Annotated in this window: 27 protein-coding genes; 14 read left to right on the top strand and 13 right to left on the bottom strand. The window is 63.2% G+C overall.

The features are described from left to right. Positions 1 to 6: 6 nt before the first annotated feature. The 8 genes from AB4Z25_RS22970 to AB4Z25_RS22935 all read right to left on the bottom strand — a co-directional run bounded on the left by AB4Z25_RS22970 (position 7) and on the right by AB4Z25_RS22935 (position 8,388). Positions 7 to 309, bottom strand: coding sequence for a hypothetical protein (locus tag AB4Z25_RS22970; protein WP_442209239.1), 303 nt, complete (start codon positions 307 to 309; stop codon positions 7 to 9). 119 nt (positions 310 to 428) lie between these two features. Continuing rightward, entirely contained in the window at positions 429 to 539 is a 111-nt protein-coding gene (gene cydX, locus AB4Z25_RS22965) for a cytochrome bd-I oxidase subunit CydX (protein ID WP_112388881.1), read from the bottom strand. 12 nt (positions 540 to 551) lie between these two features. Continuing rightward, the gene (gene cydB / locus AB4Z25_RS22960; RefSeq protein ID WP_442209238.1) at positions 552 to 1,703 is read right to left on the bottom strand and encodes a cytochrome d ubiquinol oxidase subunit II; all 1,152 of its coding nucleotides are present in this window, start codon (positions 1,701 to 1,703) and stop codon (positions 552 to 554) included. Between the two features lie 5 nt (positions 1,704 to 1,708). Further along, positions 1,709 to 3,289, bottom strand: coding sequence for a cytochrome ubiquinol oxidase subunit I (locus AB4Z25_RS22955; protein ID WP_442209236.1), 1,581 nt, complete (start codon positions 3,287 to 3,289; stop codon positions 1,709 to 1,711). A gap of 72 nt (positions 3,290 to 3,361) precedes the next feature. Continuing rightward, a complete protein-coding gene (gene cydC, locus AB4Z25_RS22950) occupies positions 3,362 to 5,053 on the bottom strand; it encodes a thiol reductant ABC exporter subunit CydC (protein ID WP_442209235.1) in 1,692 nt (563 codons plus the stop codon). Beyond that, positions 5,050 to 6,753: a thiol reductant ABC exporter subunit CydD gene (gene cydD, locus AB4Z25_RS22945; protein ID WP_442209234.1), complete on the bottom strand. Its 1,704-nt coding sequence runs from the start codon at positions 6,751 to 6,753 to the stop codon at positions 5,050 to 5,052. The genes cydC and cydD overlap by 4 nt, the downstream gene beginning before the upstream one ends. 4 nt (positions 6,754 to 6,757) lie before the next feature. After that, positions 6,758 to 7,330 carry a GbsR/MarR family transcriptional regulator gene (locus tag AB4Z25_RS22940; RefSeq protein WP_112388886.1) on the bottom strand — a complete coding sequence of 191 codons (573 nt, stop codon included), beginning with the start codon at positions 7,328 to 7,330 and terminating at the stop codon, positions 6,758 to 6,760. A 131-nt stretch (positions 7,331 to 7,461) separates the two neighbouring features. Next, the gene (locus AB4Z25_RS22935; RefSeq protein ID WP_442209232.1) at positions 7,462 to 8,388 is read right to left on the bottom strand and encodes a dihydrodipicolinate synthase family protein; all 927 of its coding nucleotides are present in this window, start codon (positions 8,386 to 8,388) and stop codon (positions 7,462 to 7,464) included. Positions 8,389 to 8,541: 153 nt separating this feature from the next. Here AB4Z25_RS22935 and AB4Z25_RS22930 point away from each other — a divergent pair, with 153 nt between their 5' ends. The 6 genes from AB4Z25_RS22930 to AB4Z25_RS22905 are packed head-to-tail and all read left to right on the top strand — an operon-like array spanning position 8,542 to position 13,318. Next, on the top strand, positions 8,542 to 9,021 hold the full coding sequence (locus AB4Z25_RS22930; RefSeq protein WP_442209231.1) for a DUF2938 domain-containing protein: 480 nt from the start codon (positions 8,542 to 8,544) through the stop codon (positions 9,019 to 9,021). Positions 9,022 to 9,035: 14 nt separating this feature from the next. Beyond that, complete coding sequence (cobF, locus tag AB4Z25_RS22925; RefSeq protein ID WP_442209230.1) at positions 9,036 to 9,794, top strand: precorrin-6A synthase (deacetylating); 759 nt, start codon at positions 9,036 to 9,038, stop codon at positions 9,792 to 9,794. Between the two features lie 56 nt (positions 9,795 to 9,850). Then, positions 9,851 to 11,194 (top strand): precorrin-3B synthase, encoded by a 1,344-nt coding sequence (cobG, locus tag AB4Z25_RS22920; RefSeq protein WP_442209229.1) that lies wholly within the window; start codon positions 9,851 to 9,853, stop codon positions 11,192 to 11,194. 2 nt (positions 11,195 to 11,196) lie between these two features. Next, positions 11,197 to 11,829, top strand: coding sequence for a precorrin-8X methylmutase (locus AB4Z25_RS22915; RefSeq protein WP_442209227.1), 633 nt, complete (start codon positions 11,197 to 11,199; stop codon positions 11,827 to 11,829). Continuing rightward, positions 11,826 to 12,557, top strand: a complete 732-nt coding sequence (locus tag AB4Z25_RS22910; RefSeq protein ID WP_442209225.1) for a precorrin-2 C(20)-methyltransferase — start codon at positions 11,826 to 11,828, stop codon at positions 12,555 to 12,557. The genes AB4Z25_RS22915 and AB4Z25_RS22910 overlap by 4 nt, the downstream gene beginning before the upstream one ends. Continuing rightward, a complete protein-coding gene (locus AB4Z25_RS22905) occupies positions 12,554 to 13,318 on the top strand; it encodes a precorrin-3B C(17)-methyltransferase (RefSeq protein ID WP_442209223.1) in 765 nt (254 codons plus the stop codon). Before AB4Z25_RS22910 ends, AB4Z25_RS22905 begins: the two co-directional genes overlap by 4 nt. Here AB4Z25_RS22905 and AB4Z25_RS22900 read toward each other — a convergent pair. Then, positions 13,282 to 14,052, bottom strand: a complete 771-nt coding sequence (locus AB4Z25_RS22900) for a cobalt-precorrin-6A reductase (RefSeq protein WP_442209222.1) — start codon at positions 14,050 to 14,052, stop codon at positions 13,282 to 13,284. The two genes, AB4Z25_RS22905 and AB4Z25_RS22900, sit on opposite strands and share 37 nt — an antisense overlap. Here AB4Z25_RS22900 and cbiE point away from each other — a divergent pair. Then, positions 14,051 to 15,289 (top strand): precorrin-6y C5,15-methyltransferase (decarboxylating) subunit CbiE, encoded by a 1,239-nt coding sequence (gene cbiE, locus AB4Z25_RS22895; protein WP_442209220.1) that lies wholly within the window; start codon positions 14,051 to 14,053, stop codon positions 15,287 to 15,289. The genes AB4Z25_RS22900 and cbiE overlap by 2 nt on opposite strands. Then, positions 15,286 to 16,050, top strand: a complete 765-nt coding sequence (gene cobM, locus AB4Z25_RS22890) for a precorrin-4 C(11)-methyltransferase (RefSeq protein WP_442209218.1) — start codon at positions 15,286 to 15,288, stop codon at positions 16,048 to 16,050. The genes cbiE and cobM overlap by 4 nt, the downstream gene beginning before the upstream one ends. Here the strand turns inward: cobM and AB4Z25_RS22885 are convergent. Next, the gene (locus AB4Z25_RS22885) at positions 16,047 to 16,859 is read right to left on the bottom strand and encodes a TIM barrel protein (RefSeq protein WP_442209217.1); all 813 of its coding nucleotides are present in this window, start codon (positions 16,857 to 16,859) and stop codon (positions 16,047 to 16,049) included. The genes cobM and AB4Z25_RS22885 overlap by 4 nt on opposite strands. Positions 16,860 to 17,014: 155 nt before the next feature. Further along, entirely contained in the window at positions 17,015 to 18,043 is a 1,029-nt protein-coding gene (locus AB4Z25_RS22880) for a LacI family DNA-binding transcriptional regulator (protein WP_442209215.1), read from the bottom strand. 135 nt (positions 18,044 to 18,178) lie between these two features. Between AB4Z25_RS22880 and AB4Z25_RS22875 the strand changes: the two genes are divergently transcribed. The 4 genes from AB4Z25_RS22875 to AB4Z25_RS22860 are packed head-to-tail and all read left to right on the top strand — an operon-like array spanning position 18,179 to position 21,662. Further along, on the top strand, positions 18,179 to 19,264 hold the full coding sequence (locus tag AB4Z25_RS22875; RefSeq protein WP_112597951.1) for a fatty acid desaturase family protein: 1,086 nt from the start codon (positions 18,179 to 18,181) through the stop codon (positions 19,262 to 19,264). A gap of 25 nt (positions 19,265 to 19,289) precedes the next feature. Next, positions 19,290 to 19,604: a MocE family 2Fe-2S type ferredoxin gene (locus AB4Z25_RS22870; RefSeq protein WP_112388900.1), complete on the top strand. Its 315-nt coding sequence runs from the start codon at positions 19,290 to 19,292 to the stop codon at positions 19,602 to 19,604. Positions 19,605 to 19,613: 9 nt separating this feature from the next. Beyond that, positions 19,614 to 20,837: an NAD(P)/FAD-dependent oxidoreductase gene (locus AB4Z25_RS22865; protein WP_442209212.1), complete on the top strand. Its 1,224-nt coding sequence runs from the start codon at positions 19,614 to 19,616 to the stop codon at positions 20,835 to 20,837. A gap of 12 nt (positions 20,838 to 20,849) precedes the next feature. Continuing rightward, a complete protein-coding gene (locus AB4Z25_RS22860; RefSeq protein WP_442209210.1) occupies positions 20,850 to 21,662 on the top strand; it encodes a 3-methyl-2-oxobutanoate hydroxymethyltransferase in 813 nt (270 codons plus the stop codon). Between the two features lie 29 nt (positions 21,663 to 21,691). Here AB4Z25_RS22860 and AB4Z25_RS22855 read toward each other — a convergent pair whose 3' ends face one another. After that, complete coding sequence (locus tag AB4Z25_RS22855; protein ID WP_442209209.1) at positions 21,692 to 22,276, bottom strand: HutD/Ves family protein; 585 nt, start codon at positions 22,274 to 22,276, stop codon at positions 21,692 to 21,694. A 74-nt stretch (positions 22,277 to 22,350) separates the two neighbouring features. On the opposite strand from AB4Z25_RS22855, the gene AB4Z25_RS22850 reads away from it, so the two are divergent. Then, positions 22,351 to 22,614, top strand: a complete 264-nt coding sequence (locus AB4Z25_RS22850; protein ID WP_112597945.1) for a type II toxin-antitoxin system Phd/YefM family antitoxin — start codon at positions 22,351 to 22,353, stop codon at positions 22,612 to 22,614. Beyond that, the gene (locus AB4Z25_RS22845; protein ID WP_442209208.1) at positions 22,611 to 22,994 is read left to right on the top strand and encodes a type II toxin-antitoxin system VapC family toxin; all 384 of its coding nucleotides are present in this window, start codon (positions 22,611 to 22,613) and stop codon (positions 22,992 to 22,994) included. The genes AB4Z25_RS22850 and AB4Z25_RS22845 overlap by 4 nt, the downstream gene beginning before the upstream one ends. A gap of 3 nt (positions 22,995 to 22,997) precedes the next feature. Here AB4Z25_RS22845 and hutU read toward each other — a convergent pair whose 3' ends face one another. After that, positions 22,998 to 24,683 (bottom strand): urocanate hydratase, encoded by a 1,686-nt coding sequence (gene hutU, locus AB4Z25_RS22840; RefSeq protein WP_442209206.1) that lies wholly within the window; start codon positions 24,681 to 24,683, stop codon positions 22,998 to 23,000. Position 24,684: the final 1 nt, after the last annotated feature.

Here is a 24,684-nt window from a genome sequence, read left to right as displayed (position 1 = left end):
TATCGCCTAATGTTTGAGCTTGATGATCAGCTCGCGATATTCGTCGGCGATCGCAATGGCTGCCTTCGCAACGACCGGACTGATGGATTTATGGTCAATCGCGATGCGGCAGGTCTCGAAGACGCCGCGCAGCTCATGCTCGATATCCGACAGCTGCGGATATTTCTGCACGAGAAGGTGAGGCAGCAGGCGCGCCTTGTTCCTCATCGGTCTGGAATTGCTGGAGAAATTCAGGTTTTCAGCGATCACATCCCGGATCGCATCCTCGAGACGCCACGTTGCACCGATCATATCCGTGACTGACACCATGCTACCCCTCTTCTTCAGGCGGGCATATTCCGCCTGAAGAATATGAAGCAAGGCTTGTGCCAGGTTTGCGGGATGCCGGGCGCAATCATCGCGCCCGGCATCGTCTCAATTCGTGAAGCTCAGGATTTCTTCTTCTTGGCTTCATCGTCCATCAGCTCGTACCACATGGCGTTGAGGACGGCGAAGGCGGCTGCGAGCGGCAGGCCGAGGATCCATGCGAAGTACCACATCGTCTTTCTCCTTTAATAGGCGTGGCCGCTTTTGTCGGTGATGGCTTTCTCGTCCACCTTGCCCCACAGCACCTTGTAGACCCAGGCGGTGTAGAGAAAGATGATCGGCAGGAAGATTGCCGTGACGACGAGCATGATGAACAGCGTCAGATGGCTCGACGATGCATCCCAGACCGTCAGGCTCGACCGCGGGTCGAGAGAGGACGGCAGAATGAACGGGAACATCGAGACGCCGACCGTCGAGATGATGCCGAAGATCGACAGTTTGCTGAAGAGCAGCGTGGTGACCTCCAGCCGAACCCGCATGCTGAGCAGGGCAAGGGCCGCTCCGGCAAAGCCACAGGCCGGTGCGATCAGCAGCCACGGATAGGTGCCGTAATTGGCAAACCAGGTGCCGGCATGTTCCGCCGTCTTGAAGAGCGGATTGGAGGGGCCGACCGGGCTGATGTCGCTGGTGATGCGGTAGCCATCGACGCCGGCTGCGAGGAAAATGCCGCCGAGCGCAAAGAGCAGGATGGCGGCGAAGGCGGCAAGGCTGCCATAGGTCCGGGCCCGTTCGGCGACCGGTCCGCTGGTCTTCAGGATCAGCCATGCTGCGCCATGCATGACGAGCATCGCCACCGACAGCAATCCGCAGAGCAGCGCGTAGGGGTTCAGCAGCCCAAAGAACGAACCTTCGTAGAAGATCCGCATGTCGTCGGCGAAGCGGAACGGCACGCCCTGCAACACGTTGCCGACGGCAACGCCGAAGATCAGCGCCGGAACGAAGCCGCCGATGAACAGCGCCCAGTCCCAGTTGCTGCGCCAACGCGCACTGTCGCGCTTCGAGCGGTACTTGAACCCGACCGGACGCAGGATGAGCGCGAAGAGGATCGCGAACATCGCCAGGTAGAAGCCCGAGAAGGAGACCGCGTAAAGCGGCGGCCAGGCGGCGAAGATGGCGCCGCCGCCGAGGATCAGCCAGACCTGGTTGCCTTCCCAGGTGGCGCCGATGCTGTTGATGGCGACCCGCCGTTCGGTATCGGTCTTCGCCACGAAGGGCAGGAGCGTTCCGACGCCGAGGTCGAAGCCGCCAGTGGTGGCAAAGGCGATCAGGAGGATGCCGAGCAGCAGCCACCAGATGACCCGCAGGGTATCGTAGTCGATGAGTTCGTGAAGGATCATGACAATCACTCCGCAGCAGGAACGAGGGTTTCGGAGATCAGCTCGGCTTCCGGCTCGTCATCGGGCTCGGGGCCCTTCTTGATCGCATTGAGCATCAGGCCCATCTCGATGATGATCAGCGTCGTGTAGAGCACCGCAAAGCCGATGATCGTCAGAAGGACGGTGCTGGCGCCGAGGCTGGAGACGGCAGCCGCCGTCGGCAGCACGCCTTCAATCACCCAGGGCTGGCGGCCGAACTCGGCAACGATCCAGCCGACTTCGATCGCCACCCACGGCAGCGGGATCGCAAAGACGGCGACCTTGAGCAGCAGCGGATACTTGTCGAGATGCCGGCGGGCCGACAGCCAGAAGAAGGTTGCCGTCAGCACGATGAAGAACATCCCGAGGCCGACCATGATGCGGAACGACCAGAACAGCGTCGGCACATGCGGGATCGTATCGCGGGCGGCCTGGGCGATCTGCGCGTCGGTCGCCTGACGCGGATCGTCGACATAGCGCTTCAGAAGCAGCGCATAGCCCAGATCGTGACCGAGGTCTTCGAAGGAGGTGCGGACCTCCTGCGTCGGCTGGTCCGGCGCGCGCACGGCACGGATCTGCATCAGGGCGTCATAGGCCTTGATGCCGTCACGGATGCGGGTTTCGGCTTCCTTCTCCAGCTTGTCGATGCCGGGGATTTCGGTCGTCAGCGAGCGTGTGCCGATCAGGCCCATCGCCCAGGGAATATGAACGGCAAAATGCGTCTCGCGGGCTTCCTGATCCGGAAAGCCGAAGGCGGTGAACGGGGCCGGAGCGGGCTCCGTCTTCCACATTGCCTCGATCGCGGCGAGCTTCATCTTCTGGTTTTCCGTCGCCAGATAGCCGCTTTCGTCACCGAGCACGACAACCGACAGCGACGAAGCGAGGCCGAACGAGGCGGCGACGGTCATCGACCGCTTGGCGATTTCGACATGGCGTCCCTTGAGCAGGTACCAGGCCGAGACGCCGAGCACGAAGATCGACGCACAGACATAACCGGCCGAGACCGTGTGCACGAACTTTGCCTGGGCGACCGGATTGAACACCACGTCGAAGAAGCTGGTGACCTCCATGCGCATCGTCTGCGGATTGAGCGCCGAGCCGACCGGATTCTGCATCCAGCCATTGGCGATCAGGATCCAGAGTGCCGAGAAGTTGGAGCCCAGCGCCACGGCCCAGGTGGCGACGAGATGCCCGACCTTGGAAAGCTTGTCCCAGCCGAAGAAGAAAAGCCCGACGAAAGTCGCTTCCAGGAAGAAGGCCATCAGGCCTTCGATGGCGAGCGGTGCGCCGAAGATGTCGCCGACATAATAGCTGTAATAGCTCCAGTTCATGCCGAACTGGAATTCCATGACGATGCCGGTTGCGACACCGATGGCGAAATTGATGCCGAAAAGCGTGCCCCAGAATTTCGTCATCTGCCGCCAGATCTGGCGGCTGGTCATGACATAGGTGGTTTCCATGATGGCAAGCAGCACGGAAAGCCCAAGCGTCAGGGGTACGAATAGAAAATGATAGAGCGCGGTCAGCGCAAATTGAAAGCGCGATAGCGCCACTATGTCGAGTTCCATTATCTTTCTCCCACGGTCCCACGCGGTATCAAGAGTTCCACGGGCGCCGGCCGGCGCCCGCAGTCATGCCGCTCAATCCGGCCGCAGCCGGTTCAGAGCCTTTTCGAACGCCGCCTCTCCACGGCGCGAAATTTCGACGATGCACCCATCCGCAATCACCGCGATGATATCGGCGATTGCCGCCTCCCGGCGGATATGGCTGGCGATGACCACGGCGTGGCCGGATGCCTTTTCGGCAAGGCGGCTGATCACGTCGCGGGCGGTTTCGCCATCCAGGCCCTCTGTCGGCTCGTCGAGCAGCCAGAGGGATGCGTTGCGGAGAAAGAGACGGGCCAGCGCCAGGCGGCGCGATTGCCCGCCGGATAGGCCGAGCCCGCCTTCTCCGAGTTTCGTGTCGAGTCCTTGCGGCAGGGCGTCGATGGTGGTGAGCAATCCGGCAGCCTCGAGAGCATCGCGAAGCTGTGCCTCGCTGGCCGAGGGATCGGCGATCAGGAGATTGCCGCGGATGCTGTCGGCGAAGAGTTCGGTGTGCTGTGTCAGCAGCGTCGAATCCGTGATCACCGCACTTCCGTCTTGCGGCTGCAACTCGCCTGCGAGAAGAGCCAGGAATGACGACTTTCCGGCGCCGCTGGAGCCGATGAGCGCCAGCGTCTCGCCTGCTTTGAGTGTAATCGTTAGCTTACAAAGGGCGAGCTTTTCCGCCTCGTCATGAGCGCTTGCAACATCTGTCAGGGCAAAAGCAATGCCGGTTTCCGGTGCGCCATGTCCGGTCGTCCGATCCGCCGCGGTCAGACGGGCGCCGACGCGGCGTGCAGCAATGAGTGTGCGCCCGAGCTCGATGGCGCCGCGGCGCAGGGCGGCAAAGGGCTCGATGGCGGCGAAGGCGACCAGCAGGCCGAGCGCGGCGACAGGTGCGCCGATGCTGCCTGTCCCCGCAAGGGTGGCGACCGCCAGCAGCGATCCGGCGAGCAGCAGCGAGGAGGTCAGGCCGAAGCCAAAGGTGACGGCGGTTTCGATCCGGTTCAGACGGTCGTCCGCCGCCGAGATATAGGCATCGGCCGTGACAACTGCGGCAGATTGAGCGTCCAGACGCCCAGCCATCAGCAGGTCCGTTTGACCGGAGACGAGATCGATGACGCGGCCGCGGACCGCTTCGACACCATGCATGCGGCGGCGTGCGGATTTTGCGGCGGCACGGCCGGCGAGGTAGGGAATGCCGAGCCCGGCAAGCAGGAGGATCAACCCGGTCGCGGCGCCAATCAGCGGATGGATCATGCCGAGCGCCACGCTTGCCGCGATCGCGGTGCAGATCGCAACGGCAGCGGGAACGAGGACGCGCAGATAGAGGCCGTCGAGTGCGTCGATATCGGCCGTCAGGCGGAACAGAAGCTTTGAGGGCCGGGCTGCGAGATCGCGCGCCGCGCCGTCCTTCGCCCATCCGCTAAACAGGCGCTCCCGGAGGGCCGCCAGTACCGACAACGTTGCATCGTGGGTGGTCATCCGCTCGCCATAGCGCGAGAAGGTACGTCCGATCGCCAGCAGGCGGATACCAGCCGATGGCGCGAAAACGTCGAAGGTGACGGCCGTGGCAATGGATAGTCCGGCAATCGAGGCGGCGGTGATGAACCAGCCGGAGAGGCCGAGAAGGGCGATACCGGCCAGCACCGTCAGCGCCGACATCAGCGCGCCGATCAGCAGGCCGCGGCGCCGTTCGGCGATAAACAGGTAGACGACGGGTTTAAGATCACCGAGGCGCGTGTTCATTCCGCTGCCTCCCGAAGCGTCTCCGCGCCGATCGCGATCACCCGCTGCATGCGGGCGGCAAGCCGCGGATCGTGGGTGGCGACGACAAGCGTCTTGCCCTTGGCGAGATGGATGAGGCTTTCGGTGATATCCGCCGCTGTCGCAGCATCGAGATGTGCAGTCGGTTCGTCGGCGAGAATGATCTGGATGTCGGGATTGCAGGCGGCGCGGGCGATGGCAAGCCGCAGCGCCTCGCCACCGGACAGGCCGAGCCCGCTTTCACCAAGCGGGCGCTTGCCGTAAGCTGCCGCGACTTGGTCGAGCTTGGCGGCACGGAGTGCCTCATCCGCCTTGGTGCCGGCGCGGCCGAGCGTAACGTTGCCCGCGAGCGAACCAGCAAAGATATGCGGCTTCTGGCCGATCCAGGCGATATGGCGGCGCCAGTCGCCCGCTCCGTTGAGCGGCAGGCCGCCGATGCGGATCGCACCATCCGAGACCGGAGCAAGGCCGGCAATCATCGCCAGCAAAGTCGATTTCCCGCTGCCGCTGGCGCCGAGCAGGGCGACATGCTCGCCCTGCATGATGCGACAGCTGAACGCTTCGATGGCCGGTGGCTTCTCGGCAGCATAGCGGAAGCCGGTATCGGCAAGTTCGATATCGAAACGCGTGGTTTGCTTGCCGGCAGCTTCCGGAACGATATCGAGCCCGCCGGGTGCAATTGCCGCCAGCGCCGAGAGCGCGGCTTCGCCGCTCGCGCGGTCGTGCCAGACCGACGAGAGATCGCGCAGCGGCTCGAAAAAAGCCGGAGCAAGCAGCAGCAGGAACAGGCCGGTGGTCAGGTCAAGCCCGCCGGTCCAGGCGCCGAAGGTGATTTCGCCGAGCAGGCTGAAGCCGACATAGACGGCGAGCAGCGCAACGCCGAGCGCAGCAAAGAGTTCGAGCACCGCCGAGGAGAGAAAGGCGATCCGCAATACCGCCATCGTCCGGGTTTTCAGATCATCGGCATCGGCGCGCAAGTGGCTCGCCGTCTGATCGACGGCGCCGAGCGCGCGGATCGTCGTCAGGCCGCGCAGCCGGTCGAGGAGGAAGCCGTTCAGCCCGCCGGTGGCGGCAAGCTGCTTTTCGCTGGCCGCCTGGGCGCGCCAGCCGATCAGAGCCATGAAGAGCGGGATCAGCGGCATGGCGATCAGCAGGATGAGCGCTGCGATCCAGGAAATCGGGAATATGCAGGCGAGTATCGCCAAGGGCACGGCCGTCGCCTTGAAGCGCGCCGGTTGGAACCGGGCAATATAGGGCACGATCAGTTCGGCCTGTTCGCCGATGACGCTGGCCGCTTCGCCGGATGCTGGCCGCCAAGGATCGACAGGCGAGCGGCGCGCGAGTGCTGCCACGGCGGCGGCGCGGCGCTTGCTGAGTTCGGCGCGGGCGGCTTTGAATGCCAGGCGGCCACCAGCCGCTTCAAGACAGCTCTTGGCGATGCCGAGAATGACGATGAAGAGTGCCGGCCACAGCACGGCGGCGAGGCCGCCGCCGTTGGCGATGCGGCCGACGGAAAGAGCGATGAAAGCAGCCTGAGGAATGAAGACGAGGGCGCCTGCTGTCTGCAACAGCGCGGCGGCCTTGGAAGCGGGTCTGTTTTTGCCGACACGCTGTCTGCGACGGCCGCGCTTTTGCGCGCCCGGTTCTGGCTCGTCATTCGCGTCTAAGAAAGCACTCCCCATGGCGCTAACTCTTGTTCGCAGGACGGCGGCCGCGGCCGAGCGAAATCACCCGGTCCTTGGCTTCCAGAAGCTTCGTAACTTTTGCCCCCAGAGATAGTAATGTTGCGAGGCGCTCGGTTTCAAGTTGTTTTACGTCTTCATACCAATGCGTCAGCTGCTCGATCAGCCCGTGCATCTCGCCCATGCGCTGTTGGGCATATCGCTCGTGGTCACTGGCCGGCCGCTGCATCAGGATTTCGCGCAGCACGGAGAGGGTCGGATCGACCTCGCGCTTCTTGCGCTCCTCGGCGAGCGTACGCAGGATCAGCCAGACATCGTCAGGCGTCGAGAAGAAATCCCGGCGGTCATCCGGCTTGTGCTTCATCAGCACGAGGTTCCACGCCTGTAGCTCGCGCAGGCTCATCGACACGTTCGAGCGCGAGATGCCGAGCGCATCGACGATGTCCTCGGCGCAGAGCGGTTCGGGCGAGACGTAAAGCAGCGCGTAGATCTGGCCGACGGTGCGGTTGATCCCCCAGCGCGAGCCCATCTCGCCGAAATGCAGAACGAAGGATTGAACGAGTGGCGGAAGGTTCATGACAGTGATTTCCGTAATATCTGTGATTTCAGAAATTTCTGAAATCACTATATTCCACTTTTCGCTCCGCACAATCGGCGGCACCCGCCTGCGTCAATTTGGTCAGAGATGAGTGTAAGCCGTGTGACGGTCTAGAACGCGGCGCGCTTGTCGTATCTGGCGAGACGCGAGAGGAGATAATCGACCTCGGCTCTTGCCTTGTCGCTGATGGCGCTCGCTGGTTTGCGCTGGGCGTCGCTGGCGATCGCGCCGCGCTTCTGCAGCACATATTTGCGCACGGCAAGGCCGACGCCCTGTTGCTGCTCGTAGCGCACCAGCGGCAGGTGGGCGTCGAAGAGATCATGCGCTTCGTCGCGCCTGCCTTTCTGCTGCAGGCGGACGACATCGGCGAGCATGTCGGGGAAGGCATAGCCGGTCATCGCGCCGTCAGCGCCGCGTTCCAGCTCGAAATCGAGGAACAGCCCGCCATTGCCGCAGAGAATCGAGATATCCCGCATCTCGCCGGCCTTGTGCGCGGCGCGCAGCTTCGAAATCTTCTCCAGCCCCGGCCAGTCCTCATGTTTAAGCATGACGCAGGAGCGGTGATTGTTGACGATCTTCTGGATCACACCAGGCGTCATCACTACGGTCAGCGTCAGCGGATAGTCCTGGATGACGAAAGGAATGTCATCCCCGATCGCTTCGACGGCATGCGCATAATAGCCGATGATCTGGTCGTCGGTGCGCAGCGAAGGCGGCGGGGCGATCATCACCCCGGCGGCGCCGAGATCCATGACACCGCGGGCAAGCGAACGCATCGCCGCAAAGCCCGGCGCCGAGACGCCGACGATGATGGGCACGCCGGCGCGGCCGACGACCTGGCGGGTGATCGCCAGCGATTCCTCCGGCTCCAGCTTCGGCGCCTCGCCCATAATGCCGAGGATCGTCAGACCCGTCACACCGCATTCGAGATAGAAATCCGTGAGCCGGTCGACCGAGACCGTATCGAGCCGCCCATCCGGGTGAAAGGGCGTGGCGGCAATGGCGTAGACGCCCTTGGCGGTATGGTCGAGCTTCATCTGGATCCCCCTCGTTTTGCGCGAGCTTAGGCAGGCCAAGCGGGGTGATCAACCGAAATAGCCGTTTTGCTCCATCAATGACGTCGGGCAATGTTGCAGGCCGGGCCCGGCGCCGCTAAGACGGTAAGGGTTCTCACATCTGGATATTCTCACATGTTCGATATCATCTGGCGCGGCATCGTGATCGGCATCGGTGCGACCGTTCTCATGGACATCTGGGCGATCGTTCTGCACCGCTTCTTCGGGCAGAGCGCCGCCAACTGGGCGCCGGTCGGACGCTGGTTCTATCATCTGAAGAACGGCATCGTGTTCCACGACAGTATCGGCAATGCCGCGCCCTACGAGCATGAACTGGCGCTCGGCTGGATCAGCCACTACGTCACCGGCATCGTCTACGGTCTGGCGCTGGCGATCCTCATGGGCCCGTCCTGGCTCGCAGAGCCGACCTTCATTCCAGCCTGGATTCTCGGTATCGTCACCGTCGGTGCCGGCTGGTTTCTGCTGCAGCCCGGTCTCGGCATCGGCTGGGCGGCATCGAAGACGCCGAACCCGGCCGAGGCACGCACCATGAACCTGATTGCCCACACGGTCTTTGCGATCGGGCTCTATGGGACGGCGCTTTTGATCCGCTAGCGGCCGGAGGCGTCATGAGACAGATCTTCGTCATCGGCATCGGGACCGGCAATCCCGATCATGTGACCATTCAGGCGATCAACGCCATGAAGGGCGCAGACCGCGTCTTCATCCCGACCAAGGGAGCGAAGAAGGAGGAGCTTGCGAGCGTACGCCGCGAGATCTGCGATCGCTATCTCGATGCCGGAACGACGAAGACGATCGAGTTTGCCGTGCCGCAGCGGCAGACCGAGGGAAAGAGCTACGTCCAGAGCGTCGATGAATGGCATGCGGCCATCGCTGCGAACTATGCCTCGATGATCGGCGATCTCGGCGAAAACGACGCCGCGGCCTTTCTGGTCTGGGGCGATCCCAGTCTCTATGACAGCACCTTGCGCATCCTCGAGCGGATCCGTGGCAGCGTCGCCTTCGAGGTGACGGTCATCCCGGGGATCACCAGCATCCAGGCGCTTGCCGCCAGCCACAAGATCCCGGTCAATCTCGTCGGCAAGCCGGTCGAGATCACCACCGGGCGCCGGCTTGCCGACGAGGGGCTGACTGCCGACAGCACCGTCGTGATGCTGGACGGCATTCAGGCGTTTTCGCAGATCGACGATCCGGATGCGGAGATCTTCTGGGGGGCCTATCTTGGCACTGCCGACGAAATCATCCATTCCGGCCGTCTCGGCGACGTTTCGGACGAGATCGTCAGAATGCGTGCCGCGGCGCGCGAGCGGCATGGATGGATCATGGATATCTACCTGCTGCGCAAGGGGCGCGACTTCGAGGTGTGAGCGGCTTTGCCGAGCGCGCCGTCATCCTGTAAGGACAGGGGATGGAAGGGTGTGCCATGGCTGCGGCCGCTAACAGACAATTGCAGGAAACGGTGGTCACCGGGCTTCGACGCGGCGCCTGCCCGACGCTTGCCGCGCCGATGGAGACCGGTGACGGTCTGCTCGTCCGTCTGCGCCCGGCCGGCGGCGCCCTGACCGTTGCACAGCTCAAGGCGCTGGCAAGTGCGGCGGCATCCTGTGGCAACGGTATCCTTGAAATCACCGCCCGCGGCAATCTGCAGGTCCGCGGCTTGCGACCCGATAGCGTTGGCACTCTCGCCTTGGCGATCGATGCCGCTGGTATCGTGGTTCCGCCCGGCCCTGCAATCGAGCTTTCGCCGCTGCATGGCATCGACAGCGCGGAGCTCGGCGATGCGGCTGCGCTGGAAGCGCAGTTGCGCAGCACTCTTGCCGGCAAACTGCAATCGGCCGATATCGCGCCCAAGCTTGCCATTTTGGTCGATGGCCGCGGCGTTTTCTGCCTGGATCATCTGAGCGCCGATATCCGCATCGTCGCACTTGCCGGTCACGACTGGCTGGTAGCGGCCGGCGGCACCGCGCGTGTGGCATGGCATGTGTTTTCAGGGGGTATCGACGGGGCCGTGACTGCCGTCGGGCATGTCCTCGACATCCTGATCGCGACCGGCCGCCATAGCCGCGCCCGCGATATCGATATCGAAACGCTGCACGCAGCCTTTCCCGAGGCTCCGCAGTCCATATCCTTTTCACCGTCTCGTACACCGGTACCGGGCATTCTCGCCTTGCCGGATGGAAGGGCTGTTCTCGGCCTGCGACCGCGATTTGGCCAGATGCGGGCAGATGCGCTGAGGGCCTTCCTGGCGGATCTTGCCGATGACATCGAGATCCGGCTGGCCCCCGACCGGCAGCTTTTTCTCACCGGCCTTGCCGCCGCGGAAGCCGAGACGCTCGCAGTTCGCGCAGGCAGTTGCGGTTTCAGCGCCGACCCGGTCGATCCATCTGCCAACATCGCCGCCTGCGCCGGTGCTGGCGCCTGCGCATCAGGTTTCTACGACACGCGAAAGCTTGCCGCCCGGATCATAGATACCGCTCCAGATTTGCTGGATGGATCTCTGACGGTGCATCTGTCGGGCTGCGCCAAGGGCTGCGCTCATCCGCAGGCGGCGCTGACGCTGGCTGGACGCGGAAATGCTTATGCCCTTTCCATGAACGGTAAGGCCGGGGACCCGCCGGATGCAACGATTGCTGGCGGCGGGATCGAATCCGCTATAGAGAGGCTCGCCCAGCTTGCCGGAACAGAACGGCGGGCCGGAGAAACGGTGGCTGCCTGCCTTCAGCGGCTTGGCGCCAGCACCATCGCGAAAGCGCTGCAACAGGACTAGGGATGCCAGACTACGATTACATCCGCGAAGGAGACGCTATCTACGAGCGCTCTTTCGCGATCATCCGCAACGAAGCCGATCTGTCGCGATTTGCGCCCGACGAGGCCGACGTGGCAGTCCGCATGATCCATGCCTGCGGGCTGGTGGAAGCGGCTGCACATTTCGACTTTGCGCCCGGTTTTGTCCAGGCGGCTCGTGCGGCTCTGCAGTCCGGCGCGCCGGTTTTCTGCGATGCGGAAATGGTCTCCCATGGCATTACCCGCGCCCGCCTTCCGGCGGGAAACGAGGTGATCTGCACGCTGCGCGATCCGCGCACGCCCGATCTCGCCAAGGCAAAGGGCAACACGCGCTCGGCAGCTGCGATCGAACTGTGGCGGGACCGGCTTGCCGGCAGCGTCGTCGCGATCGGCAATGCACCGACGGCCCTCTTTTATCTCCTGGAATTGCTTCGTGACGGCGGGCCGAAGCCTGCAGCCATTCTCGGCATGCCTGTCGGCTTTGTCGGCGCGGCGGAATCCAAGGATGCGCTGGCGGAAAATTCCTATGGCGTGCCCTATGCGATCGTGCGCGGCCGGCTTGGTGGCAGTGCCATGACGGCGGCTGCCGTCAACGCGCTGGCGAGGCCCGGACTATGAGCGCTCCCGGCCGTCTGATCGGCGTCGGCACCGGACCGGGCGACCCGGACCTGCTGACCATCAAAGCAGTAAAGGCGATCGAGGCGGCTGACGTCATCGCCTATTTCGCCAAGCAGGGGCGGAGCGGAAACGGACGCGCCATCGTGCAGCATCTGATTTCCGCAAGCGCCGAGCTTCTGCCGCTCTATTATCCTGTGACCACCGAGATCGATAAGGGCGAGATGGCCTATCAGAGCCAGATCACCGCCTTCTACGACGCGTCGGCCGCAGCCGTCGCCGCCCGTCTCGATGCCGGAAAGACCGTTGCCATCCTCAGCGAAGGCGATCCGATGTTCTATGGTTCCTACATGCATCTGCATGTGCGGCTGGCGCATCGCTACCCGGCCGAGGTGATCCCCGGGATTACCGCCATGTCCGGCTGCTGGTCGGTCGCGGGCATGCCGATCGTCCAGGGTGACGACGTGCTGTCAGTTCTTCCGGGCACGATGGCGGAAACGGAACTGACCCGCAGGCTGGCCGACACGCAGGCCGCCGTCATCATGAAGGTCGGCCGCAATCTGCCGAAGATCCGGCGGGCGCTGGAAGCAGCCGGCCGGTTGCGAGAAGCCGTCTATGTCGAGCGCGGCACGATGGCCAATGCGGCGATGATCAAGCTCGCCGAACGGCCGGATGGCGAAGCGCCGTATTTCTCGCTGGTGCTTGTGCCCGGCTGGGAGGCGAGCCGATGAGCGGCAGGCTCTATGTGATCGGCACCGGCCCGGGCAATCCGGACCAGATGACCCCGGAAGCGGCACGCGCTGTTGCCGTCTCGACCGATTTCTTCGGCTATGGTCCTTATCTCGACCGCATAGCCTATGAGCCGCACCAGACGCGCCACACCTCCGACAATCGCGAGGAGCTCGACCGTGCCGCGGCCGCGCTGACGATGGCGGCCGGAGGACGGACGGTCTGCGTCGTTTCCGGCGGCGATCCCGGTGTTTTCGCCATGGCTGCCGCTCTTTGCGAGGCGATCGACAATGGTGATCCCGCATGGCGCGCCGTCGATCTCGTCGTTCTGCCCGGTATCACCGCCATGCTGGCGGTTGCTGCGCGCACAGGCGCGCCGCTTGGCCACGATTTCTGTGCCATCTCGCTGTCGGACAATCTGAAGCCTTGGGAGATCATCGAAAAGCGGCTGGCGCTTGCGGCTCAGGCTGGCTTCGTGATTGCCCTCTATAATCCGATCAGCAAGGCGCGGCCCTGGCAGCTGGGGCGGGCCTTCGAGCTGTTGCGCCGGGAGTTGCCCGGCACCACGCCCGTCATCTTCGGGCGAGCGGCCGGAAGGCCTGATGAGCGCATCGTTGTCCAGCCGCTCGCGACTGCCGACGCGGCGGTTGCAGATATGGCAACCTGTGTCATCATCGGCTCGCCGGAGACCCGCATCATCGCCCGGGACGGCAAATCCGATCTTGTCTATACGCCACGTTTCATGGCCGGAGGAAGCCGGTGATCGATCGCCGCCAGCGCCTCCCCGACAGTCTCGACCGTCTCCATGGCGGGCGCTACGGCACGGCCGATCATAAAGACTTCAATGCCAAGAGCGCGCGCCGCCTCGATCTTGGCGTAGGTGGCGTCACCACCACTGTTCTTGGCGACGATCGTATCGATCCGATATTCCCGAAGAAGCGCCAGTTCGGCATCGAGCACGAAGGGGCCGCGATCGAGGATGAAGGTCGCATCGGCCAGCGCCAGAGGCGGGGTCACCGGATCGACGCTTCTGACAAGATAGAAATGTTGCGCCGCCGCCTCGGCCGCATGTGCCTCCTGGCGGCCGGTGGCCAGAAAGACGCGGCGTGGTACTGTGCCGAGCGCTGCAATTGCGGCCGGGATGGTGGAGAACTGGATCCAGCGGTCGCCGGGCTCTTCGCGCCACTGCGGACGGCGCAGCGCGACGGCCGGAACGCCGGATATCTGCGCAGCCTCGGCGGCATTGGCCGAGATACGCGCGGCAAACGGATGGGTCGCGTCGACAAGCAGATCGAATTTTCCCTCGGCAAGGAATGCCGCGAGACCTTCGGCGCCGCCGAATCCGCCGATGCGGATAGAAACCGGCTGTGTGGACGGATTTTCGGTTCTTCCGGCCAGCGACAGCAGAATATCGAGCCCGTCACGATCGCGAAGGGCGGCCGCCAATGCGCGCGCCTCGCTCGTCCCGCCCAAAATCAGAACCCGGTATGCCGCCATGTCTGATCTGCCATCCCGATCCGAAAAGCCATGGCTGATCATTATCGGTACCGGCGAGGATGGTCCAGATGGGCTGGGCGAAGAGGCAAAACGTCTGATCACAGGCGCTCCGGTGGTTTACGGCGGGGCGCGGCATCATGCGCTGATGGACGGCTTGATCTCCGGTGAGCGGCGGGTCTGGCAAAGCCCGTTCGAGCGCTCGGTCGAAGACATTGTTGCGCATAGGGGCACGCCCGTCGTTGTCCTCGCATCGGGCGATCCCTTTCTCTACGGCATCGGCGCAACGCTGTCCCGGCGCATCGGCACCGGCGAGATGCGTGTGATCCCGGCGCCTTCGGCATTCAGTCTTGCCGCATCGCGGCTCGGCTGGCCGCTGCAGGACGCCGCGGCAATCTCGCTTCACGGCCGCCCGGTCGAGCTAATCCTGCCCCATCTGCACGACGGGCGCCGGATCATTGCGCTGACCTCCGACGAGAATGGCCCGGCAGCCATCGCGGCGCTGCTGACCGGTATCGGCTTTGGCCGCTCCCGCATGACCGTGCTGGAAGCCCTCGGCGGCGAGCGCGAGCGTGTCCGCACGGTGACCGCGACCGAGTTTGCGCTTGAGCGTATCGATCCGTTGAATGTCTGCGCGATCGAGGTCGTGGCGGACAAGGCTGCCCGCATCATCTCCTTTGCAAGCGGCCTTGACGATGCGCTGTTCGAGCATGACGGCCAGATCACCAAGCGCGAGATCCGCGCGGTGACGTTGTCTGCGCTGGCGCCGCGCCATGGCGAATTGTTGTGGGATATCGGCGCCGGATCCGGCTCTGTCGGCATCGAGTGGATGCTCTGTGACCCGTCGCTGAAAGCGATCGCCATCGAGCAGTCGCCGGAACGCGCCGCGCGCGCGGCGCGCAATGCAACGGCGCTTGGCGTGCCGCATCTGGCCCTTGTCGAAGGTGCGGCGCCGGCTGCCCTTGCCGGCCTGCCGGAACCGGATGCGATCTTCATCGGCGGCGGCGGAAGCGAGCCGGGTGTCCTGGAAGCGGCGATCGCGGCCCTGAAGCCCGGCGGCCGACTGGTTGCCAATGCCGTGACGCTGGAGATGGAAGCCTTGCTGCTATCCGAATATGCAAAACGCGGCGGCTCGCTCACCCGCCTCGATATTTCCCGCGCAGCGGCTGTCGGCACGATGAGCGGCTGGCGCCCGGCTATGCCGGTCACGCAATGGCGCTGGATAAAGGATCAGGAATGACCGTACATTTCATCGGTGCCGGGCCAGGTGCCGCCGACCTCATCACCGTTCGCGGCCGCGATCTGATCGCGAAATGCCCGGTCTGCCTCTATGCGGGATCGATCGTCTCGCCGGAGCTGCTGCAATATTGCCCGCCCGGCGCCCGGATCGTCGATACCGCGCCGATGTCGCTCGACGAGATCGAGGCGGAATATCTTCGGGCTGCCGATGCGGGCGAAGATGTCGCCCGCCTGCATTCCGGCGATCTCTCCGTCTGGAGCGCTGTCGCCGAGCAGATCCGCCGCCTGGAAAAGCATAGTATCGGCTACACAATGACGCCGGGTGTTCCGGCCTTTGCCGCCGCCGCCTCTGCGCTCGGCCGTGAATTGACGATCCCGGCGGTTGCGCAGAGCCTTGTGCTGACGCGCGTCTCCGGCCGCGCATCGCCGATGCCGAATGGCGAAACGCTGGAGAAATTCGGGGCGACGGGCTCGACGCTCGCCATTCACCTGGCGATCCATGCCTTGCCGCAGGTCGTGACTGAGCTTACGCCCCTTTATGGCGCCGATTGCCCGGTTGCGATCGTCGTCAAGGCATCTTGGCCGGATGAGCGGATCATTCGCGGCACGCTTGGCGATATCGAGGCGAAGGTTGCCGCTGAACCGATCGAACGGACGGCGATCATCTTCGCCGGTCCGTCCCTGTCAGCAAGCGATTTTCGTGAGAGCTCGCTCTATGATCCCGCCTATCAGCGCCGCTTCCGCGGCCGCGACACGCTCTAAACCGCCGACGCGAGGTAATCCATGCTCTGGCGCAGCGCTGCAGCCGGGTCCTGCAAGCCGTGGACTTCCGGCGAGAAGGGCTCGAAGGAGCAAGGGCCTGTGTATCCAGCCTGCAGCAGCGAACGCACCTGCCCGGCATTGTCGAGCCGATCAGCTGACGTCACCAGAACCCGGTGCGGATCGCGCATGTCCGATACCGTCACCTTGGCGTCGTCGACGCCGGAAATGTGGATCAGCCCGGTGAGATCAGCGAAGATTGCGGCCTCGCCGGCGAGGTGATGATGGAACGTGTCATGCACCAGCTTGAAGCTGCCTTCGGCGCCGAGTTCACGGATCGCCTCGGCAGCCTCGGTCTTCGAGCTCAGCGAGCAGATCTCGAAGCCGAGCGGCTCGACGAGACCGGTGATCCCGGCTGCATCCAGCATCGGCTTCAGAGCGGTGAGCGACTGGCGCAGATTGGCCTGACGTGCGCCATCCTCGCGGCCGGTGCCGTCATTTTTCGGCACCAGCACCAGTGCCTTGGCGCCGCAGGCTGCGGCATAGTCGATGAGTTCCCGGGCTTCAGCGGCACGGGTGTCGTTCCACTCGTTGAAGCGCTGCAGGGCGTTGATCGAGATGATCGTCACGCCATGGCGGGCTGCCGCCGCCTTGATCTCCGACGGCTGCGTTCCGTCGAGAATGGCGTTGCCATCGAGGTCGTTACGGATCTCAACCGCATCGATGCCTAGGCTCTTCGCCAGCGCGAAGAAATCGTCGATACCAAGTTTCGGCGCGGCCATATGGTTCAGCGCGTAGCGAATGGATGTCATATGTGGGTCCTCCCGGGGCGCGCTTGCGGTGCGCAAGTGCGGATCAATGGTCGATCGAATCTCTATCTGAAATTCGAAGCGCCGCTAGCGGCAGAAGGCCATGCGTCCCTATCATCTGTGATAGAATTTCAACGAAATGATGGAATTCCATCATTCTAGATATTCTCGGGGATATAGATCTCGAGCGGCAGAAAACTCTGGCCGGCGCTCCCCGCTTCCCCGGTTTCGATCGCGGCGGTCATCTGGGTGATCAGCTCGCGGCAAAGTGCCGGCAGCGGCGTGCTGATCGCCATGGTCACCGTGCCGTCCATCAGGCCCTCCTTGCTCTCGGGAACGAGTTCGTTGACGATCAGCGCCACTTCGCCGGTGCGCTTCTCCTCACGGATGGCAGCAATCGCCCCCTCCATGCCGCCGCCGCAGACATAGAGGCCGGCAAGATCGGGATGTTTCTGCAGCAATGTCGACGTCGCCTCGTGGGTGATCTCGACCGTATCGAGATTGATTAACGTCTCCAGCAGATCGAATTCCGGCGCCTCCTCGCGGAAATAGGAGCGGAAGCCCATTTCGCGCAGCTCGTGGCCATGGAAGCGATGGCTGCCGACGAAACAGGCTACCTTTCCGGGCTTCCGGGCCGTGCGTGCGATCGTCCAGGCGGCCGAGCGCCCGACCTTGCGGTTGTCGAGGCCGAGATAGCCGGCGCGCACGCCCTCCGCGAAGTCGGAAAGGACGGTGAAAACCGGAATACCCTTCTGCTTCAGCTCCTCGACGGCGGCCGTCACCGCCGGATAATCGGGCGCCACCATGGCCACCGCCTGATTGCGGGCCGTCAGGCTCCTGAGCTTTTCGATGATGGCGGCAGGGGTCGAGGCGGGGGGGTAATCGATCTGAATCTGCAGCCGTGCGGTGGTGCAGGCCGCAGCCGCAAGCTCGATCTCGCGGGCAAAGGCCTGGTAGAAGGATTGCATCGGCTTCTGCAGCAGAAAGGCCAGTTGATAGCGCGGCAGGTCCTCGAACACCCGCTGCCGGATGAGGCCGACCGCGTGGTAACCGATCGATTGCGCTGCGTCATAGACCCGGCGTGCCGTCTCCTCGCGCACCTTATGCCTGCCGTTCAACACGCGATCGACGGTCGCGACACTGACGCCGGAGCTGCGGGCGAGATCGGAAATGGTTGGTCGGCGCATCGTTCTTCCTGATGGATTCCATCACGAATGAAAGTCAGTCGTGATGTCTTTTGATAGAATATATCAAGACTGCATTGAGCCCGGCGCAAAGTCAACTTAACCTTCATGGCAGCCAAGGAGCGGCGGGAGGCAAGAATGACCGAGACGATGAAACGCGATTATAGCCTGCTGGGCGAGAGCAGCCGCCGGGCGGTTGAGACTGGGCTTGCCGCGGCCGAATGGTATCACACCGAAGTGTCGCGCAAGGAGATGAAGGCGCTGATGCAGCGCTCCGATGCGGCGGCGATCCGCGACACGGTCATCTGGCTCGGCAGCATGGTGATCTTCGCCGGTCTCGGCATCTATTTCTGGGGCTCGTGGCTCTGCGTGCCCTTTTTCCTGGCCTATGGCGTGCTCTACGGCTCGGCGTCCGACAGCCGCTGGCACGAGTGTGGTCATGGCACGGCATTCAAGACGCGCTGGATGAACGATGCCGTCTATCAGATCGCCTGCTTCATGATCATGCGCAATCCGGTGACCTGGCGCTGGAGCCATACGCGCCATCACACCGACACCGTCATCGTCGGCCGCGACCCCGAAATCGCCGTCATGCGCCCGCCGGATCTCTTCCGGCTGATCCTCAATTTCTTCGGCATTCTCGACGCCGGATATGCTGTCATCGATATGCTGCGCAACGCCTTCGGTGTCATCAGCGCTGCCGAGAAAACCTTTATCCCGGAGATGGAACAGCCGAAGACGATCCAGGTCGCGCGCATCTGGCTGGCGATCTATGTCGTGACCATCGCGATCGCGGTCTATCTGGGCTCGTTCCTGCCTTTGATGCTGATTGGTCTGCCGCGTCTCTACGGCGCATGGCACCATGTGCTGACCGGTCTGCTACAGCATGGCGGCCTTGCCGACAATGTCATCGATCACCGGCTGAACAGCCGCACCGTCTACATGAACCCGATCAGCCGCTTCATCTACTGGAACATGAACTATCACGTCGAGCATCACATGTTCCCGATGGTGCCTTATCACGCGCTACCGCAGCTGCACGCGATGATCAAACACGATCTTCCGGCGCCGAACGCCTCGATGTGGTCGGGCTACAAGGAAATGATCCCGGCCTTCCTGCGCCAACTGCGCAATGAGGACTATTTCCTGAAGCGCGAACTGCCGCAGACGGCACGGCCCTATCGCGAGGAGTTCCACGGCGAGCTCGCCCCCGCCGCACAATAAACGACATATCTGGGAGGAAAAGAACATGAGCGGAAACTGGATCGAAGTCTGCGCGGCCGATGATATCGATGAGGAGGATGTCATCCGCTTCGATCACGACGGCAAAACCTTCGCGGTCTATCGCAGCCCCGACGACGAGTTCTTTGCGACGGACGGGCTCTGCACCCACGAGCGCATTCACCTCGCGGATGGTCTGGTGATGGACGACATCATCGAATGTCCGAAACATAACGGCCGCTTCAGCTACAAGACAGGCGAGGCCAAAGGCGCTCCCGTCTGCGTCAACCTGAAGACCTATCCGGTCAAGGTCGAAGGCGGCGCCGTCTTCATCTCTCTCTAGGAGGCGATCATGTCTCATTTCGTCATTGTCGGGGCCGGAGAATGCGGCGCCCGCGCTGCCTTTGCGCTGCGCGAAAAGGGTTTTGACGGCAGCATCACGCTTGTCGGAACCGAAACCCTGCTGCCGTACGAGCGGCCACCGCTATCGAAGGCGAGCCTCAGCGAAACGATCGAGCCCAAATTGATCGCCGCTGCCGAACGCTATGAGGCGGCGAATATCCGCCTGCTAACGGGCGTTTCGGTGGAGAGTCTCGATCCGGAAGCTCGGAATATGGTGCTCTCCGATGGCGCGGTGATCTCCTATGACAAGCTGCTGCTGGCGACGGGTGCCAGCGCCAGGGAGTTTCCCGGTGCGCCTGCGATGAGCGCGCGGATCCGGGCGCTGCGCGCGCACCAGGACGCGATTGCCCTGCGCGGTGTCATGCAGCCGGGCAAGCATATCGCCATTATCGGCGGCGGTTTTATCGGCCTCGAGGTGGCGTCAACGGCGATCAAGCTCGGCGCGCGCGTCACCCTCATCGAGGGGCTTGAGCGGGTGCTGAAGCGAGGCGTGCCGGAGGAGATCGCGCATGCGCTGGCGGAGCGTCATCGTGGCGAAGGGATTGATCTGCGCTGCGGAGCAGCGATCGAAGAGATCGGCGAAGCGCAGGGACATGCCTTCATCCGCATGGCGGGCGAGACGCTGGAAGCCGACATGATTCTCGTTGGAATCGGCGCCCGGCCGAATGTCGAGCTGGCGGAAAAAGCAGGTCTTGCTGTTGATAACGGTATCGCTGTCGATACCCATCTGCAGACCTCCATGCCGGACATTTATGCTGCTGGAGACTGCTGCTCTTTTCCCCTTGAAATTTACGGCGGTAAACGCGTGCGACTCGAATCGTGGCGCAATGCGCAGGAGCAGGGCACCCTCGCCGCCGCCAATATGATGGGCGGCAGCGAGACGATTTCCGCCGTGCCGTGGTTCTGGTCGGATCAGTATGATCTGACACTGCAGATCGCAGGCCTCTCCGATGGAGCAGTGACGCATCTGAGGCGCGATATCGGCGACGGCGCCTTCATCCTCTTCCATCTCGATGCCGGCGGCCGTCTGCTGGCGGCAAGTGGCATTGGAACCGGAAACGCAGTGGCCCGCGACATCCGCCTTGCGGAGATGCTGATTGCTGCGCGCGCCCATCCCGATCCGGCGGCCCTGACCTCAACCAATGTCAAATTGAAGTCGCTGCTCGCGGCCTGAATGGAGAACAGAATGAAGAAGCATATCCGGCCGACCGTCGCCGATCTTTTGGCAGAAAAAGGTAAGCGTCAACTTACGATGCTGCGCGTGACCTCGCTGGAAGAAGCGGAGGCCGCGGAGAAGGCGAAGATCGATATCGTCTCGGTTCCACCGGCGCTGTTGGGGCCGGTCTTCCGCGAGATGGCGCCGAGCCCATTTGCCATCCCTGGGCTTGAATATGGCGATCTGGTCTCGGCGGACGAATATATGCGCGAGGCGTTCAAGGCGCTGAAAGCCGGCGGTGATGCCGTCTATTGCGCTGCCGGGCTCTCCACCATCCGGCGGATGCGCGAGGAGGGCATTCCCGTCTGCGGTCACGTCGGCCTCATCCCATCCAAGGCAACCTGGACCGGCGGCTTTCGCGCTGTCGGCAAGACAGCTGCGAGCGCCTTCGAGATCTGGCGCCAGACCAAGGCGCTGGAGGAAGCGGGCGCCTTCGCGGCCGAGATCGAGGTCGTACCCGGCGAGGTCGCGGCTGCGATCAGCCAGAACACTTCGCTGCTGATGATCTCCATGGGTGCCGGAACCGGCTGCGATGCGCAATATCTCTTCGCCGACGATGTGCTCGGCGCCAACCGGGACCACTATCCGCGCCACGCCAAGGTCTATCGCAACTTTGCAGCCGAGCATGACCGGTTGCAGCGCGAACGTATCGCGGCCTTCACCGAATTCGCCGAGGATGTCAAAGCCGGCGCCTATCCGGAAAAGCGGCACCTCGTCGGCGTCGATGAAGAGCAGCTGAAACTCTTCCTGCACCGGCTGCGCAGCGAGCTGGATCGCGCCTGATTGCTTGGCGAGGCGGCAGGCGTGGCGTGCTACGCCTGCCGGATGTGGATCAGATAGCAGGTTGCGCGGCCGCGAAGAACGAATGGAGACGGGTGTTCCACTGCGGCCAGGACCGCGTCGTCATTCTCGAGTGCTGCATTTTCTCCACCGTATTCGCAGACGAGGCTGCCGTCGCGGCAAAGAAGCAGAACCGTGCCGGCATTCGCTGTCCCAGTCCAATCACCATCGACTGCAAGCCGTACGACGCTGTGTGCAAGTCCCCCGCGCCGCGTCATGACATTCAGGTCGGTGATCGTGCCATCGGCGAGGGTGGCGGCCACCGGAACGTCGGCAGGGAAGGCGAGCGGCTCGCTCGATCTGGTCAGCAAAACGGGAGCCCGGCCGCCGATGGCGAGCGACATGCCGTTGCCTGTGAGGATCGACAAAGTCCGGTCGATCCCCTCGAAAATCGAAAACGGTCCATCGCTGGCAACCGTCGCCATACTGACCCGCCAATCGAATGCGCCGAGCGCCGCGCTCTCGGGGAAGACAGCAATTTCCACCGTCTCCCCGCCGCCATTCTTCCACGGCATGCGGCGATGGTTGCTGGACTTAAGGTGGGTAACGCGGGGCATATTGGGCTCCAGATTGAAAAATACGATCAAGTGGACTAAGTTTAGTGAACTAAGTTCAACGAGGCTCCTGCACCATGGAAATCGTCAATATCCATGAAGCCAAGACCAACCTGTCGCGCCTAATGGAGAAGGTCGCGAAAGGCGAGTCCTTCATCATCGCCAAGGCGGGCAAACCGATCGGCAAGGTCGTGCCGATCGATGAGGTTGAGAAGCCCAAGAAGCGGCGTATCGGTTTCATGAAGGGCATGTTCAAGACACCCGAAGACTTCGATACGATGATGGCCGATGAGATCGAGGAAATGTTCTACGGTAATCCCGACAAGTTCAAAGACCGATGAAATTTCTGCTCGATACGCACTTTCTGCTTTGGACGGCTGAGGAATCCGACCGGCTGCCAAAGGAATTCGTCAAGCTTGTCGAGGACGAGACCAACGAGCTGATCTTCTCCGTCGTCAGTATTTGGGAAGTCGCGATCAAGGTTCGGCGCAGGCCGAATTTCGACATCACGGCCGGGCTTTTGCGGCGCTTCCTGCTCGATAACGGATTCGACGAACTGCAAGTGACCGGCGAGCATGCGACGGCTGTCGAAAATCTACCGTCTATTCATGGGGACCCATTCGACCGCCTGCTTGTCGCCCAGGCCTTTTCGGAAGGTCTGGTCCTGCTGACAGTGGACAGAACCCTCGCGCAATACGGTGGTTCTGTCCGGCTGATGTGATCGTCAGTTCCCCAAAATCCCCGGCAGCCGCAGGCCCTTCTCCTTGGCGCAATCGATCGCGATGTCATAGCCCGCATCGGCGTGGCGCATGACGCCGGTCGCCGGGTCGTTCCAGAGGACGTTTCCAAGGCGGCGGGCGGCATCATCCGTGCCATCGGCGCAGATGACCATGCCCGAGTGCTGCGAGAAGCCCATGCCAACGCCGCCGCCATGGTGCAGTGACACCCAGGTTGCGCCGGATGCGGTGTTGAGCAGCGCGTTCAGCAGCGGCCAGTCGGAAACGGCATCCGAGCCGTCCTTCATCGCCTCGGTCTCTCGGTTCGGCGAGGCCACGGAGCCGGAATCCAGGTGATCGCGGCCGATGACGACAGGCGCCTTCAGCTCGCCGTTCCGGACCATCTCGTTGAAGGCGAGGCCGAGCTTGTGGCGGTCGCCAAGGCCGACCCAGCAGATACGCGCCGGCAGGCCCTGGAAGGCGATGCGCTCGCGCGCCATGTCGAGCCAGTTGTGCAGGTGCTTGTTGTCAGGCAGCAGTTCCTTCACCTTGGCGTCGGTCTTGTAGATATCCTCCGGGTCGCCCGAAAGGGCAGCCCAGCGGAACGGGCCGACGCCGCGGCAGAACAGCGGGCGGATATAGGCCGGCACGAAGCCCGGGAAGGCGAAGGCGTTTTCAAGGCCTTCGTCCTTGGCGACCTGGCGGATGTTGTTGCCGTAATCGAGCGTCGGAACGCCGGCATCCCAGAAGGCAACCATGGCTTCGACATGCTGGCGCATCGAGGCGCGGGCAGCGTCTTCAACGGATTTCGGATCGGTTTCGCGCTTGGCCTTGGCTTCCTCGACCGTCCAGCCGACCGGCAGGTAGCCGTTGCGAGGGTCGTGCGCCGAGGTCTGGTCGGTGACGATATCGGGGCGCGGGCCGCCGGCCTTCATCCGCTTGACGAGTTCCGGGAAGATTTCAGCGGCATTGCCGAGCAGGCCGACGGACTTGGCCTCTCCGGCCTTGGTCCACTTATCGATAAGGGCTAGGGCCTCGTCGAGCGTCTTTGCTTTTTCATCGACATAGCGGGTGCGGATACGGAAATCGATGCGGGTCTCGTCGCATTCGACGGCGAGGCAGCAGGCGCCGGCCATCACGGTTGCCAGTGGCTGCGCGCCACCCATGCCGCCGAGACCACCGGTAAGGATCCACTTACCTTTGAGATTGCCGTCATAATGCTGACGGCCGGCTTCGACGAAGGTTTCGTAGGTGCCCTGAACGATGCCCTGCGTGCCGATATAGATCCACGAACCGGCCGTCATCTGGCCGTACATCGCAAGGCCCTTCTTGTCGAGCTCGTTGAAATGATCCCACGTGGCCCAATGCGGCACGAGGTTGGAATTGGCAATCAGAACGCGCGGCGCATCCTTGTGGGTGCGGAACACGCCGACCGGCTTGCCGGACTGAACGAGCAGCGTCTCGTCCTCGTTGAGCGTCTTCAGTGTTGCGGCGATGCGGTCGAAGTCCTCCCAGGTGCGGGCGGCGCGGCCGATGCCGCCGTAGACGACCAGTTCGTTCGGGTTCTCGGCCACGTCGGGATCGAGATTGTTCATCAGCATGCGCAGCGGCGCTTCGGTCATCCAGCTCTTGGCATTCAATTCATTGCCGCGAGGTGCGCGGATTTCTCGGATGTTGTGACGCGGATTGCTCATC

It is taken from the genome of Rhizobium sp. RAF36 (genome assembly GCF_052114105.1).
Classification (GTDB): Bacteria; Pseudomonadota; Alphaproteobacteria; order Rhizobiales; family Rhizobiaceae; genus Rhizobium.
The sequence above is the reverse complement of the archived record's forward strand: the minus strand, read 5'-3'. Positions and strand labels throughout refer to the sequence as shown.